At 43.3% G+C, this 16129-nt stretch carries 11 protein-coding genes; 6 read left to right on the top strand and 5 right to left on the bottom strand.

Annotation, left to right across the window (positions count from 1 at the left end):
- Window positions 1-191 precede the first annotated feature (191 nt).
- The 6 genes from ACTXGL_RS07710 (at window position 192) to ACTXGL_RS07685 (ending at window position 8274) form a co-directional block, all read left to right on the top strand.
- Complete coding sequence (locus ACTXGL_RS07710) at window positions 192-1835, top strand: GMC family oxidoreductase (RefSeq protein ID WP_443526019.1); 1644 nt, start codon at window positions 192-194, stop codon at window positions 1833-1835.
- 485 nt (window positions 1836-2320) lie between these two features.
- A complete protein-coding gene (locus ACTXGL_RS07705; RefSeq protein ID WP_443526017.1) occupies window positions 2321-3961 on the top strand; it encodes an ABC transporter substrate-binding protein in 1641 nt (546 codons plus the stop codon).
- Between the two features lie 199 nt (window positions 3962-4160).
- Window positions 4161-5177: an ABC transporter permease gene (locus ACTXGL_RS07700; RefSeq protein WP_319052180.1), complete on the top strand. Its 1017-nt coding sequence runs from the start codon at window positions 4161-4163 to the stop codon at window positions 5175-5177.
- A 139-nt stretch (window positions 5178-5316) separates the two neighbouring features.
- On the top strand, window positions 5317-6231 hold the full coding sequence (locus ACTXGL_RS07695) for an ABC transporter permease (RefSeq protein ID WP_443526016.1): 915 nt from the start codon (window positions 5317-5319) through the stop codon (window positions 6229-6231).
- Window position 6232: 1 nt separating this feature from the next.
- Window positions 6233-7306 (top strand): ABC transporter ATP-binding protein, encoded by a 1074-nt coding sequence (locus ACTXGL_RS07690; RefSeq protein ID WP_443526014.1) that lies wholly within the window; start codon window positions 6233-6235, stop codon window positions 7304-7306.
- Complete coding sequence (locus ACTXGL_RS07685) at window positions 7303-8274, top strand: peptide ABC transporter ATP-binding protein (protein WP_443526012.1); 972 nt, start codon at window positions 7303-7305, stop codon at window positions 8272-8274. Before ACTXGL_RS07690 ends, ACTXGL_RS07685 begins: the two co-directional genes overlap by 4 nt.
- A gap of 12 nt (window positions 8275-8286) precedes the next feature.
- On the opposite strand, the gene ACTXGL_RS07680 is transcribed toward ACTXGL_RS07685, so the two are convergent.
- The 5 genes from ACTXGL_RS07680 to serS form a co-directional block, all read right to left on the bottom strand.
- Window positions 8287-9339 (bottom strand): NERD domain-containing protein, encoded by a 1053-nt coding sequence (locus ACTXGL_RS07680; RefSeq protein ID WP_443526011.1) that lies wholly within the window; start codon window positions 9337-9339, stop codon window positions 8287-8289.
- Window positions 9340-9466: 127 nt separating this feature from the next.
- Window positions 9467-11500, bottom strand: coding sequence for an NACHT domain-containing protein (locus ACTXGL_RS07675; protein WP_443526010.1), 2034 nt, complete (start codon window positions 11498-11500; stop codon window positions 9467-9469).
- Window positions 11501-11598: 98 nt separating this feature from the next.
- Window positions 11599-12054, bottom strand: a complete 456-nt coding sequence (locus ACTXGL_RS07670) for a toll/interleukin-1 receptor domain-containing protein (protein WP_371548126.1) — start codon at window positions 12052-12054, stop codon at window positions 11599-11601.
- Window positions 12055-12387: 333 nt separating this feature from the next.
- Complete coding sequence (tkt, locus tag ACTXGL_RS07665) at window positions 12388-14385, bottom strand: transketolase (RefSeq protein ID WP_443526008.1); 1998 nt, start codon at window positions 14383-14385, stop codon at window positions 12388-12390.
- Between the two features lie 295 nt (window positions 14386-14680).
- Window positions 14681-15967 (bottom strand): serine--tRNA ligase, encoded by a 1287-nt coding sequence (gene serS / locus ACTXGL_RS07660; protein ID WP_443526007.1) that lies wholly within the window; start codon window positions 15965-15967, stop codon window positions 14681-14683.
- Window positions 15968-16129: the final 162 nt, after the last annotated feature.

Genomic DNA, 16129 nt, shown 5'->3' with positions numbered 1-16129 from the left:
AAGATTATTTGAAACAAGACAATATGGCATCAGTACTACGCCATGCACCCTGTGCTGCCCCATGGGCGGTTATACCCTACTGGTATACACAGACACCGCCGAGTCATTTTTATTTTATTATTTCAGCAAAATAATAGATACTGTAAAGCATAGCCTATTTTAATTAGCATGGATGCTATAAGGAATATAAAATGGAATTTGACAAAACATTTGATTACGTCATTGTGGGCGGTGGCTCGGCAGGTTGTGTACTTGCAAGCCGTCTGACCGAAAATCCAGATATCAGTGTCTGCTTATTAGAGTACGGCGGTGATGGCAAAGATCTGGCTGTACGCGTACCTGCCGGACTGATTCTGATGGTGCCGGGCAAGCCGCTCAAACTGAACAACTGGTGCTTTCATACCACACCCCAAAAGCATCTTAATAACCGTAAAGGTTTTCAACCACGTGGGCAGTGCCTAGGCGGCTCATCAGCAATCAATGCCATGATCTACACGCGCGGCAGTAAACTAGATTACGAGCGCTGGGTAGAAGAAGGCTGTACTGGCTGGGGATTTGATGATGTACTCCCTTACTTTATAAAAGCTGAAAACAACGTCCATGGCAGCGATGACTTACATGGCGATGGTGGACCACTGCATGTCAGCGATCTGCTCAGCCCGCGAGACATCTCAAAGGCTTTCGTAGAGGCGGCTATAGCGAACGGTTTGGACCATAACAAAGACTTCAATAGCGAAAAACAAGACGGTGCAGGGTTATATCAGGTCACCCACTTCCATGGTGAAAAACAAGGCCAACGCTGCTCCGCGGCTGCCGCCTATCTACATCCCGTACAAAACCGCTCAAACCTAACTGTCATCACACATGCACAGGCTAACCGTGTCATTATTGAAGACGATCAAGCGACTGGTGTTGTCTACGAAAAAGACGGTGTGGAGCACACGGTTCTGGCACGTCACGAAGTTCTCTTGTCAGGTGGTGCATTCGGTTCACCTAAGGTCCTTATGCTCTCAGGTATTGGTCCCGCCGAGCATTTACAGTCTCATGGTATTGAGGTCATAGTAGATGCCCCTGAAGTTGGCGGTAATTTACAAGACCATTTAGATGTGGTCTTTGATTACGAGGTCAATACTACGGATGTCATCGGTATTGGTATAGCAGCACTCTCGACATTGACCAAAAGCATTCGCCAATGGAGAAAGGACGGTACAGGCATACTCTCTACTAACTATGCAGAAGCAGGTGCGTTCTTTAGTGTGGGTGATGCGCCAAAAGAATGGCCAAACACTCAGCTGCATTTTGTCATCTCACGTGTGGTTGAGCATGGTCGCGACCTCAGGCGTGGCTATGCGGTTTCTTGCCATAGCTGCTACTTACGACCTGAGAGTCGCGGTACGGTAAGACTGGATTCAGCGGACCCCTCTGCTGCCGTCTTGATCGATCCAAACTACCTCTCACATCCAAAAGACGTTGAGCAGATGGTGGCAGGCGCCGAGCGTACTCGAGCCATCATGCAAGAGTCAGCACTCGCCAAGTATATTACAGAAGACTACCCTGCCCCCTATCTCGAAAAAGATGGCATGCTTGGCTATATCCGCAATAAATCTGACACCATCTACCATCCAGTAGGCACCTGCCGGATGGGCTCAGATGACAGCTCGGTGGTTGACTTGGCGCTAAAAGTGCGCGGTGTAAAAGGACTACGGGTTATTGATGCCTCAGTGATGCCAACGCTTATCAGTGCCAACACCAACGCACCGACGATTATGATTGCCGAAAAAATAGCAGACCTTATCAAGGCAACTCATGATCATGCCAAAAATATCTCTGCATAAAATATAGACAAAGATAATGTCGTCACATAGATAATTACCTTAAAAACATGTCATAACTGGTTACGTCAGATGCACGTAACCAGTTTATTTCTCGTCGTCTGTATTTAGTAAAAAACCATATAACACTGGATCTTAATCACTTTTTGGCACAAATTAAATGTATAGACAAAAATCAATAAAATTTAGCATATTCTACTAAATTCGTGCTATTGACAGCATAATGATGCAATTATTATCAAAATTAGTTCATTTATAGCTTGCACTACTGCAGATTAAGAGAGTATATTCGAACGACTTGTTTATATTTTTAGTTTCTGCCGATATAAATTAAAGTTATAACAACCCATAATATGTTTCTTTTTGTATATACGAAAATATATAAATAAACATTCCAAGGTCATCAAACGCTTGCTCATGGTATCCGTAGTTGAACACCGCTATCTGGATATCATAAGTAACTACCTATCACTACATAGGATGTAATAATGCAAAAATCTCTCTTCAAACTTACCCTGTTGACGACACTTATTTTAGGCGTTAGTGCCTGTAGCGGAGACAATAAAACCACTGATGACTCTGCTGCCAGCTCTGATGCAAAAGCTGCTAAGACTTTGCTTTATTGTTCAGAAGGTAGCCCTGCTGGTTTTGATCCAGCGCAGTATACTTCGGGTACAGATTTTGATGCGAGTGCATTCCCTATTTATAACGGTTTGGTAGAATTTAAAAGAGCGGAGACTGAGATTCAGCCAGGGTTGGCTGAGAGCTGGGAGATTAGCGAAGATGGCAAGACCTATACGTTTAACCTACGCAAAGGAGTTAAATTCGGTACAACTGATTACTTTACCCCGACTCGCGATTTTAATGCCGACGATATTGTCTTTACGCTAGAGCGTATTACCGACCCAGACTTTGAGTTTAATAAATCTTATCCTGCTGAATTCCCTTATTCAGTTGGCATGGGGCTACCTGATATTATCTCTGATATCGAAAAGGTCGATGACTACACGGTAAAAATTACCCTGAGCGAAACCAACGCCCCATTTTTACAGAACCTAGCGATGCCATTCGCTTACATCAACTCTGCTGAATATGCAAACACACTGATGGAAGCTGGTAATGCCGCTGATATCAATACCAAACCAGTTGGTACAGGACCATTTGTCTTTACCTCTTATCAAAAAGACGCACAAATTCGTTATACCAAAAACCCAGACTACTGGAATAAAGACGATATTCATATCGATAATCTTGTGTTTGTTATCACTAAAGACTCAGCAGTCCGTGCTCAAAAAGTACAAGCTGGTGAGTGTCATGTATCGGCCTATCCAAAACCTGCTGAGATTGAATCTGTCAAACAGTCTGGCAAGGCCATGGTTCTCGACCAACCTGGTTTCAACGTGGGCTATGTTGGTTACAACGTTGAAAAACCTCAGCTTAGTGATCTAAGAGTCCGTCAGGCATTAGATATGGCTGTGAATAAAGACGCGATTATCAACGCGGTTTATCAAAGTGAAGGTCTCAAAGCGACCAACCCAATGCCACCAACACAGTGGGGCTATGACGAGTCTCTAAAAGATGCGCCTTATGACGTCGAAAAAGCAAAAGCCCTGATCAAAGAAGCTGGTGCAGACAATCTTTCTATCGACCTATGGTATATGCCAGTCCAACGACCATATAACCCAAATGCCAAGCTGATGGCTGAGATGCTACAAGCAGATTGGGCTAAGATCGGTGTCGATACCAAGCTGGTCACTTATGAGTGGGGCGAGTACCTCAAGCGCGCTGCTAAAGGCGAGCCTGATGTCATTCTAGCTGGCTGGACCGGTGATAATGGTGACCCAGACAACTGGCTAGGCTCATTACTGTCTTGTGATGCTGTGGGTGGCAATAACTACTCACGCTGGTGCAACAAAGACTTTGATAACTTAGTGACCAATGCCCGTCAGATCAATAATCAAGACGAGCGTGTCGCTGAATATGAACAAGCACAGCAAATCTTCAAAGAACAACTTCCTTGGACGACAATGGCACACTCGGTCGTAACCGTATTCACTGCACCAAACGTCGTCGACTATAAGATTAGCCCACTTGGCTCAATACGCTTCGATGGCGTAAAAGTTGAATAACCTTGGCTGATTACGTCCTTGTATGACAAGCACTCTTAATTCATTAATATTTGTATTTATTGATATTCGGCTGGGTCAGATACTCTGCCCCAGCCGCACTTATATAAATGATATCAATAATATGGGTTAAATGCTTGTTCACGGATACGCTCATCACTGCTAATTTTCTAATCATCGAACCACAACTATTGAGCAGCCCATGCTACTTTATATTCTACGTCGCATCGCCATCCTAATACCTGTCTATCTTGGTCTCACCCTATCCACCTTTACTCTAATTCGCCTCGTCCCTGGAGATGCAGTCGAGATTATGATGGGTGAGCGTATGGTCGACCCTGAGCTACACGCTCGCGCGCTAGAGAGACTGGGACTGGACAAACCCCTCATCGCCCAGTATTGGGACTACCTAACGGGTATTTTGACAGGTGATTTCGGTCAGTCCTTCCGTACCCGTACCCCTGTATTACAAGACTTCTTTGCCCACTTTGTGCCCACGTTAGAGCTGGCGCTATGCGCTATTGTCATTGCTAGCGTCGTTGGGATAAGTTTGGGTATTTTTGCAGCGCTACGCCGTGGCACATGGATTGACTACACACTCATGTCAGGGGCGCTGGCAGGCTATTCTATGCCCATTTATTTGCTGGGGCCTATTTTGACTGGCATATTTGCCCACTACCTAGGACTTTTACCTGTCGCTGGGGTGATCTCTGTCGCACAGTTTTTGGATGTGCAGCCGCTATATGGCTCATGGCTACTCGGTTCCCTGACATCAGGCGAGCCTGGTGCGTTCTGGAACGTGGTCAAACACTTCATCCTGCCTTCTATTGCGCTATCGACCATTCCGTTAGCGATGATAGCGCGGATGACGCGCTCTGCGATGCTAGAGGTGTTAGATGAAGACTATGTACGTACCGCGCGTGCCAAAGGTTTGTCACCGCGCCGCGTGATACTGGTACACGTCATGCGTAATGCGTTAATCACTGTCGTTACAGTTGTTGGCTTACAGATGGCAACATTGCTCGCAGGTGCGATCATTACCGAGACAATCTTTAGTTGGCCAGGTGTTGGCAACTGGTTACTCGATGGGTTCTTCACACGTGACTACCCAATTGTACAAAACGGTATTCTACTGGTCGCCACCGCCCTAATTTTGGTCAGTTTATTTATTGATATTTTGTATGGTCTGATCAACCCACGCATTCGACATACGTCTTAATTCAACAGTGATAAATACACATATTATAAATAGTGAGGATTAGCGCTTATTTGGTTTTAAAGGTTTGTAGCAAATTTCTAATAATTGTTAGAAAAAGAAGCCTAAAAATCCAATGCACTAGCCACTATAGGAACTGCTCATGAAGCCTTCTGTTCTCCCCTCCGATGTCAAGCTTATGGCCGCCACACCGCCATCTTCTTGGCAGCTATTTTTGTCGACGTTCTGCCGAAACAAAGGCGCGGTGCTTGGTTTTATCGTACTGGCATTGATGGTGCTTGTTGCCATACTCGCGCCCACCATTGCACCCCATGACCCTTATGAGCTATTTACCGGTCAAGAGCAATTGCCCCCTGCTTTTTTAGATGGTGGCAATACGATGTTTTGGCTAGGTACTGATGATGCTGGCCGAGATACCTTGTCGCGAGTGATGTATGGCGCGCGTTATTCACTGTTTATCGGTTTGAGCGCGACCACCCTTGCTATGCTGGTCGGTATTTCTTTAGGACTTAGTGCCGCATTTTGGCCAAAGGTTTGGGGCAAGGCGGTCATGCTGGTTAATGATATTTTGATGTCCTATCCCAGCTTGCTTTTGGCCATCATTATTGCCGCTATCTTAGGCCCATCTATGACCAATACGATTATCACGATTGCACTGGTCTGTACACCGCCCTTTATTCGTCTGACTCGCGCCACCGCGATGGTAGAGCTTCAGCGCGAGTACTTTATTGCCTCACAAGTCATGGGTGCTGGCGTACTGCGTCTACTGTTCGTGACCATTCTGCCCAACTGTATGGCACCGCTTATCGTGCAGGCAACGATGATCTTCTCCTCTGCTATCTTAGAAGCAGGTGCGATTGGTTTCTTAGGCTTTGGCGTACAGCCACCAGATGCTGAATGGGGCGCGATGCTCGGTACGGCTCGTCAGTATATTCAAAGTAATGTTTGGCTCGCTATTTGGCCAGGTGTCGCTATTTTCTTAGCAGCATTGTCGATCAACTTGACGGGTGATGGCTTGCGTGACGCGCTAGACCCTAAACTCAAACAGGTGACCTAACATGACTGAATCATTAATTAAAACACCTACCAACCACACGTCTATGAATGGCGCATCAACAAAAGACTCACCGTTGCTGTTAGATATCGAAAATCTGTCTGTCACTTTTGGACAAGGTGTGCGTGCCTTTCGCGCAGTGGATGATGTGTCGTTAAAAATTACTCAAGGTGAGGTCATCGCTGTCGTAGGAGAGTCAGGCTCAGGTAAGTCGGTCACGATGATGGCGCTGATGGGACTACTGCCACCGTCTGCTAGCGTGCGTGCTCAGCGGGTGATGTTTGATGGTAAAGACATGCTCGGTATGCCGCCGAAACAGAGACGCGGCATCATTGGTAAAGACATCTCTATGATCTTTCAAAACGCCATGTCTTGTCTTAATCCAAGCTTTACCGTTGAAATGCAATTGGGTGAAGTTCTGCGCAAGCATCTTGGTTTGCGCGGCTCCGCCGTACAAACACGTATATTAGAGCTGTTAGAACTGGTCGAGATGCCTGACGCCAAAAACCGTCTCAAGGTCTATCCGCATCAACTATCAGGGGGAATGAGTCAGCGAGTCATGATTGCGATGGCGCTTGCTTGTGAGCCAAAACTGCTCATCGCAGATGAGCCGACCACTGCGCTTGATGTCACGGTACAAGCGCAGATTATGGATTTGCTCGGTCGTTTACAACGTGAAAAACAAATGGCGATGGTTTTGATTACCCATGACCTAGGCCTTGTCGCACAAAACTCACGTGATGTCGCGGTCATGTATGCTGGACAAGTGGTTGAAACCAGTACCGTACCAGAGATTTTCCAACATCCTGCACATCCTTATACAGAGGCGCTGCTACAAGCCATCCCAGAACTGGCTATTGGTCAAGACCGTCTAAACAGTTTGCCTGGGGTCGTACCCAGTCAATACGATCGCCCAAGTGGTTGTTTATTGTCGCCCCGTTGCCCCTACAAAGAGCCCACTTGTGACGTACCGCCACCTATATTAGATACACCGAACGGTAAGGTTCGCTGCATTTATGCTGATCCTTCTTCTCGCACCCCTATCTCTCACGCTGCTACTTTGGAGTCACAAGTATGAGTAATAAAGTGGTTTTAAAAGCAGACAATTTACACAAACATTACCCAGTATCACAAGGTCTGGGCAAAGCAAAAGCATACGTGAAAGCGCTCAATGGTGTCTCATTTGAACTTGAAGCTGGTAAGACACTGGCAGTCGTTGGTGAGTCAGGCTGCGGCAAATCAACCCTTGCCCGCCAGCTAACATTGATCGAAGCGCCTACGCAGGGCGAGCTATTTATCAATGATGAAGGCACTACGGGCTATAGTAGAAAGGCGCTAAAAGAGTTGCGTACTGAAATACAAATGGTCTTCCAAAACCCGTATGGGAGCTTGAACCCACGCCATACCATTGGCTATCAATTGACTGAACCATTGGATATTCATACCAAACTGTCCAAAGAAGAGAAGCGCGACAAGATCAACGAGATGATGAGAAACGTAGGTCTACGTCCTGAACATGCTGGTCGTTTTCCGCATATGTTTTCGGGTGGTCAACGGCAGCGAATTGCCCTCGCCCGCGCCATGATGCTCAATCCAAAAATTGTCGTCGCTGATGAGCCAACTTCCGCGCTCGATGTGTCGATTCAAGCGCAAGTCTTGAATCTATTTATGGATTTGCAGGATGAGTATCGTACTGCCTACGTCTTTATCTCGCACAACTTATCGGTAGTACGCCATGTCGCTGATGATGTCATGGTGATGTATTTAGGTCAGGCCGTCGAGCATGGCCCCAAAGAAGCAATTTATAATGCGCCAAAACATCCGTATACCATCGCGTTATTGGCTGCTGCACCCACGGTAAATGGTCATAAAAACGATCTAACCCTGCAAGGTGAGTTACCAAGTCCGCTTAATCCGCCAAGTGGCTGTGCACTACATAAACGCTGCCCCTATGCCAAGCAGCAATGTAGCGAAGTAGAGCCACAACTGCGCGAATGGGATGGTCGATTGGTCGCTTGTTTACGTTTGGAAGAGATATATGGTTGAGATGACTAACAGTTAAGCTACATTCACCACGCCTCGGCACTTAGGAAACTGCGCGCACCCATAAAAGGACTGTCCTTGGCGTGCGCCTTTTTTCGCAGTGCGTTCAACCATCTCACCATTACATCTTGGGCAGGTTGGTGCTTGGTCGATATCAGCGGCGTTGTCTGCCGCCTTAAGTAACTCAGGCTCATCCATTTGTGATTCAGACTCTATACTTTCAAATGGCGTAAGGAAAACCTTATTAGCCATATCGTGTGGTATAATTGTCTGCTGAGTGTCTGCTTGCTGAGTATCCATACTATCAATTGATAAATCTTTAGATTCGATCTCAGTTTGACCCGACCATCGCTGCACTTCTCTGCTTTTTAGAATAGCTCGTTTAGCGGTCTCTTTTACTATCGGCTCTGGTGTAGGCTTATTAGCTACTTTAGCAACAGCAACTGGTTTATCATTAGCGTTACCGCTAGGCTGCTTATTCGTATTCTGGCTTGGATTGCTATGCTTGTCTTTTAGATAGGCTTTATGCTCTCGATTGGTGCGCCAAGACTTACTAAATCTATTGCTATTAATCTGCTCAACAATGGATGTAACCTCGTCTTCAGTCAGTAGCTTATCTTGTTTCTTCTTTACATAAGAGACCATACCACCTGTCAATACGTGCTCGGGCAACTCATCGCGGGTTTTCAGCTCACATTCACCAATGAAAGCAATCATCGAGTGAAAGTAACTCAGATCCAATCCCAACAAATCAGCCAGTGTCTTAATGTGCAAGTAGTTTTGACGCAATGGATTTTGGAATTTGAATTTGCTGCCATTTGGGAATACTTGTGTCCACTGCTTTTGCTTCTCGCTACCATATATCCAGCCTTTATAGTTCTTGGTCTCAATCACAAAAATGCCGTATACAGAGACAATGACATGATCGATTTGGGTACTGCCACCTTTGTCTTTCGGCAAGGTGATACTGTTTAATCGGTGGTATATATCTTTTTCAAGCTTAAGCCACATGGCAACATTGATGACGGTTTCACCTAGGAAACCTTTAAAACTGGATTTTAGGGACATTGTTTCTAGCTATAAAGTAATATCTAAACTAGATAGGTTATACTTCAATAATCTATCTAGCTCAGCTAAGTATAATTAAGAATCTGATTGGAAAAATCAGTACTATTATGTTGATTCTAAATGAATTTTATAGTTTAAAATGCTCGATACTTAAAGCCTTATTATTTTTGGAGTTGCCATATAACTTAGTATTTCTACTGAAGTGAGCATTCTTGACATTTATATTTAACTTATCAGCGACCCATTGTAAGTCTTGATATGTTAACTCATATAGATATAAATGATTATGTATTATCTGATTAATTAGTTTTTTGAAAAAAGTGCTATTTGTTTCATTCATAATACTTTGAATGTAATCTTTAGGTAGTGTTGTCGGGTGAAGTTTTAATTTCACTGCCAAATTAATTAGCTTATGCGAAAGACTTTCAGAAGATATATCAATAAACTTTTCTATCTGCTTCTGTGAAATGCTTTTTGCTACTAAATCTACTATGAAATATGATAAGTTGAAGGCTATAAGCCTCACATATGTTTTTGCTTTTTCCTGAGCTTCAAGTAACGTTAAACTTTCATTTTCCATTATAATATTTGTTAGCAAATTTACGAATTCATCTTCAGTCATGATGATAGAGTCTACGAAAAACCTTACTATTTTGAACCCTAAAGTATTACATTGTTCTATCGCATATTTGATCTGACTGGTTGGAAGCGAGCCGAACCTATTTTTGAGCACCTGACCTATAACTTCTATGCTTCTAAGGGCTGAACCTGCTTCATCTAATAATTTTAATTGTTTGGCAACTTCAAGATCATCAGAAATATGCGGCTCCATACTTTGAGTTGCATGAATGGTTATTTCTTCTACAGTATCTTTTTCATGTGATGCTCTATCTTTTGACTTTAACAGCTCTTGTCTTTTCTTTGTTGTACTATCCCCATTATAAGATAGCGTATAATTTTCTAGAAAATTCTGAAAAAACTTATTATCACTTCTGATATCAAACTCCTCTAAGTCTGATAACAACTCAGAGGAATATAAGATAATATTATCTACTAAGTCCGTATTCCTCGCATGATGAACTAAGAATATTAAAACGCTTGCCTTCTTCTCATTATTTAAATTCTGACAAATATCTTCAACAACATCTGTCATATTTCCGTAGTTATCAGCTATATGTTTTCCAGCACAGTAATAGAATACATACTGCTGATTAAATCTGTAAGTATTCTCGTGATCTATATAAATAATATGAGAATTTACCAAAATTTCTTTGATATTATCAATAGTAATGAATTTTTCGCTATATTCTCTAAACCATGAATTAAAATCACTCTCTGAAAAACTATCTTTATCAACTTTTAATAGTCTAAAAGAAAGATAGGATAAGAAGCTAATAACTGAGTCAAACGACTCATGGTTAACTTGCTTAGATAAAAGAGAATATAGAAGAACTCTATAACATTCACCTAAAGAAGTCATAGTATAATTTCGAGTAGAGAAGTTTTCATGCGTCTGAAGAATAGTTAAAATAAATATTGGCTTTGCATCAACGACATTGTTTTTAATAACAGACTCTACATGCCCTGTTAGACTATCAACTCTTTCATGGTATTCATTATTATTGATAGTATATATGCTAGGGTTACCAACAGACAGCCATTTGCTATATAACTCATCCCTCTTAACATATCCAAAATCTTGAATCCTATAACCTTCTATTTCAGAATGCTCACTATAAATACTATTAGAAAAATAGTCTCTTTCTGAACAAAAGAATATTACTATATCGTAAAATTTAATAGAACTTGAAAAGCATATCTCTAAATACTTGTCATTCAGTGCAATATCCTGAATATCATCAACTACTAGTGCTTTTTTACCATTAAATACTTTTCCCTGAAAGAACTCTCCTTTTTTGTTTTGCTTTTCAAAAAACTTTTCAGCACTTACTTCTTTTAAATCACGGCCGTTTACTTTTATTAGACCGTATCCTGCTTCAAGTAAGTCAATAGCTATTTTTTTACAAAGACTTGTTTTCCCAGAATACTCAGAACCAACAAAGGTTATTTTTTTGTCTGACTTCCAGATATCAACACTATCTATTATTTCGCCATCCTCTAAACTTTTCACATGAGGATAAACAAATATATCTTCAAGCAATAACGAGTCTTTTTTAGGATGCTTTATCCTATCTGAAAAGTTATTTAAAGACGCTTGAAATTTAAGTAATGGACTGTTTGAAGCAAGTAACTCAGTATTTAATTCTTTTTTTTTAGCTCATCTAGAACCCTTACTAATTCATCATTAATGTTAACTAAGCATTCATTACGGTCTTCAAATTTATCAAGTGGCTTAGCGTCTTTGGGTTGACAAATAATTTCCTTGAAAACGTACTGATTCCAGGTGCAACTGGATAGTATAATTGGAAAGATTGCTGTCTTATCAATCTCGTTTCGTTCTATTGCAGTCTTAAGCTCAGTATTCATACATACATTGGAAGATAAATAATCTTGAGAGAGTAGACATATAAAGATAGAACATTCTTCAAGAGCTGAATTAACATCATCTATAAAATTACTACCTGTTAAAATTTCTCCATCATGCCACAAATCGTATCCATAGTTATTTAATGTACCTCTGAGATACTTCATAATTTGTAGCTTATCATTCATATCTTCGTGGCAATAACTTAAAAACACTTTGCGATTTTCCATAATATTTTCTTGACCTTTCAGAAAGGGAATTATTTAGTTTACTTGTATAAGAGTTTGAAATAACATATTAAATTTTATAATTTCTGACGATTAATAAGTTCTGCTACAACTTGCTCATCAAACTGAGAGTACTGAAGTCTAAGCTAAACTTAATTTACCATAAATACTCAACTCATGACTATTGTTATCTCTGATTACAGTAGGCAACTGATGGAATAATCACGGACAATAGCGCAAAGCAGGATTAGCCTCAAAACCTAAATATCACTCACAAAAAAAAGCCACCAGATTTCTCTAGTGACTTTTTTTTAAACACTAACTCAGTCAGGTTTATTACACCAAACTATTTACCGCATCAACCACAGCATCAGTCGTAATACCAAACTCTTTATACAAATCACTAGCAGGTGCAGATTCGCCATAAGTGGTCATACCAATGACTTTGCCATCAAGACCAACGAACTTATACCAGTAATCTACATGCGCCGCTTCTACGGCGACGCGAGCACGGATATTGGCAGGCAATACCGCTTCGCGATAGCTAGCATCTTGCTCAACGAAAATCTCAGCACATGGCATAGATACCACACGGACGCCAACACCATTTGCGCTCAGTGCTTCATACGCTTCCATCGCTAGGCCAACTTCTGAACCAGTTGCAATGATGATCGCTTGTAGCTCACCTTGCTCTTTTGCCAGTACATAGCCACCTTTGGTGATATTCGCTACTTGCTCGCTATCACGTACTTGATGTGGCAAGCTTTGACGACTAAAGATCAATGCTGATGGATTGTTTTCTGATTTGATCGCTTCTACCCAAGCGCTGGCAGACTCAGTTGCATCACACGGACGCCATGTGCGTAGATTTGGCGTGGTACGTAAGCTAGTCAATTGCTCAACTGGCTGATGCGTTGGGCCGTCTTCACCCAGACCGATAGAATCATGCGTATAGACATGGATGACGCGCTGCTTCATGAGTGCGCCCATGCGTACCGCGTTACGTGCATATTCCATAAACATGAGGAAAGTCGCTACGTAAGGGATAAAGCCGCCATGCAGTGCAATACCATTGGCAATCGCGGTCATACCGAACTCGCGTACGCCGTAATAGATATAGTTGCCATCAGCGTCTTTCTCGATGCCTTTCGCACCTTTAAATAGCGTGAGGTTCGAGCCTGCGAGATCCGCTGAACCGCCCAATAGTTCTGGCAATAATGGCTGCAAGCTATTAATAGCGTTTTGGCTGGCTTTACGGCTAGCAACATCACCACCCGCTTCTTGAGTTTGCTGAACATAGGCTTGCGCTTGGCTAGCAAAGTCAGCAGGCAATTCACCATTTAGGCGGCGTGAGAGTTCTGCTGCAAGCTCTGGATAGGCTTTTTTGTACGTTTCAAAGTCTGCGTCCCAGTTCTTTTGCTGGACGTCGCCTTTGGCTTTAGCATCCCACGCTTCATAGATTTCATCAGCTAATTCAAATGGGGCATGCTTCCAAGACAATGCATCACGCGTCAGGGCGATTTCGTCATCACCAAGTGGCGCGCCATGACTGGCTGCGAGACCTTGCTTGTTCGGGCTACCAGCACCGATAGTCGTTTTACAAATGATGAGGCTTGGCTTGCCAGTTTCTGCAATCGCTTGCTCAGTTGCTTGCGTGATTGCATCAGTATCATGGCCATCAACTTTGATAACTTGCCAGCCGTAAGACTCAAAACGCGCTTCGGTATCATCAGTGAACCAACCTTCGACATTACCATCGATTGAGATACCGTTGTCATCATAGAAGAAGACCAGCTTGCCAAGACCTAACGTGCCAGCGAGCGAGCACACCTCATGACTGATACCTTCCATCAAGCAACCATCGCCTAAGAACGCATAGGTATGATGATCGACGACATTATGACCGTCGCGGTTGAACTGAGCCGCGAGTGTCTTCTCTGCAATCGCAAAACCAACGGCATTGGCAATACCTTGTCCTAATGGACCAGTCGTCGTCTCTACGCCAGGCGTGTAACCAAGTTCAGGATGACCTGGAGTTTTTGAATGCAACTGACGGAAACCTTTTAGGTCATCAACGCTCACATCATAACCTGATAAATGTAGCAATGAATAAATAAGCATTGAGCCATGACCGTTTGACAGTACAAAGCGATCACGGTTGTGCCAATTAGGATCTGCTGGATTGTGCTTCAAAAATTTGCGCCACAAAACTTCGGCAATATCAGCCATACCCATTGGCGCACCCGGATGTCCAGAGTTGGCTTTTTGAACCGCGTCAAACGACAGTACACGGATGGCATTGGCTAGTTTACGTTCGCTAATTGGAGCTGGCATAGAGTGTCCTAATATTCGAATGAGTCGTATAAAGATAAGAGGAAGGTTTACTCAAAGGATAATCCACCAAAAACGCGGCGGGCGTCATCAGTGGATAGGCTATAAAATAAAAATGCAATTTTAACATATTTGCTATGAGCCTAGCCAAAAATGCGGTGACAAGACCGTTTATATTTAGCAATGACTCACATCAGTTTTGTTAACCGATAAGTCGTTATAGGTTTTAATTTACGTTATCAGTAACAAGCTGCGAGTGACCTAAGTGTCAAGCAGCTCATTACTGATAGTCAATTGGTTAAACTAAAATAGTCTCAGCACCGCCCATGAACGGACGCAGTACTTTTGGAATCGTAATGCTACCGTCAGCATTTTGATGGTTTTCCATGACGGCGAGCAGCGTACGACCAACTGCTAGACCTGAACCGTTTAGGGTATGCGCAAGGCTGGTTTGCTTGCCATCTTTGACACGGGTACCCATACGGCGCGCTTGGAAGTCACCACAGTTAGAGCAGCTAGAGATTTCACGATAGGTATCTTGGCTTGGTAGCCATACTTCGATGTCATAGGTCTTTTGTGCGGCAAAGCCCATATCGCCGGTACAGAGTTGTACCGTACGGTACGGCAACTCAAGCTGCTGCAAGATGTATTCGGCTTGTCCAGTCATCGCTTCTAATAGTTCATCAGATTGCTCTGCAGTGCCAACATTGACCATTTCTACTTTTTCAAACTGATGCTGACGGATCAGACCACGAGTATCACGACCATGCGAGCCCGCTTCACTACGGAAACATGGCGTATGCGCCGTGAATTTCAATGGTAGCTCTTTGATATCCAAACGCTCGCCGCGTACCAAGTTGGTCATTGGCACTTCAGCGGTTGGAATGAGATAAAAGTCCATCTCATCGTTATTCGTGTGATTGCTGAGCTTAAACAAATCATCTTCAAACTTAGGTAACTGACCCGTACCTTTCAAGCTGTCGCTATTGACGATATAAGGCACATAAGTCTCAAGATAGCCGTACTTCATGGTATGGGTGTTGAGCATAAATTGGATTAGTGCACGATGCAATTGTGCGAGCTTCCCTTTAAGTACATTGAAACGACTACCAGTCAACTTAGTCGCTGCTTCAAAATCCAGCATACCAAGTGTCTCACCAATATGCGTATGGTCTTGAATCTCAAAGTCAAACGTACGCGGCGTGCCCCACTGACGCACTTCTACGTTATCGTCTTCTGACGTACCCACTGGCACATCTACCGCCGGAATATTTGGAATCTGCAGAGCCGCTTGAGTGATGCGCTCTTGTAGCGTACGTAACTCGTCTTCCGCAGCTTTAATCTCACCGCTAACGCTTTGCATCTCAGCCAATAGCTCACTGGCATCTTCGCCTGATTTTTTTAGAGCACCTACTTGCTTAGCACCAGCGTTACGACGCGATTGCAACTCTTCGGTTTTGACTTGTAGCGACTTACGCTCGTTTTCAATGGTTTGCCAAAACGACATATCAAGCGCATAGCCACGCGTGGCTAGCTGCTGCTGTAGGTCGCTCAAATCGCCGCGTAAGAGTTTCGGATCAATCATAGTAGTTGCCTGTAACACTAAAGGTGAATAAAAGGTTTATTAATATAATAGTTGCCCAACGTCTCGCTATCACTGTCTTTGTGACAACGGGCTATGGCGTTATGTCTTGTACCAACATATCTTGTAGCCGCTATAATACCAAGACCCAGCAGATTTGACCAT

This window comes from Psychrobacter sp. T6-6 (assembly GCF_052258185.1).
GTDB lineage: Bacteria > Pseudomonadota > Gammaproteobacteria > Pseudomonadales > Moraxellaceae > Psychrobacter.
Note: the sequence above shows the minus strand (reverse complement) of the source record. Positions and strands in the feature narration are given on the sequence as shown.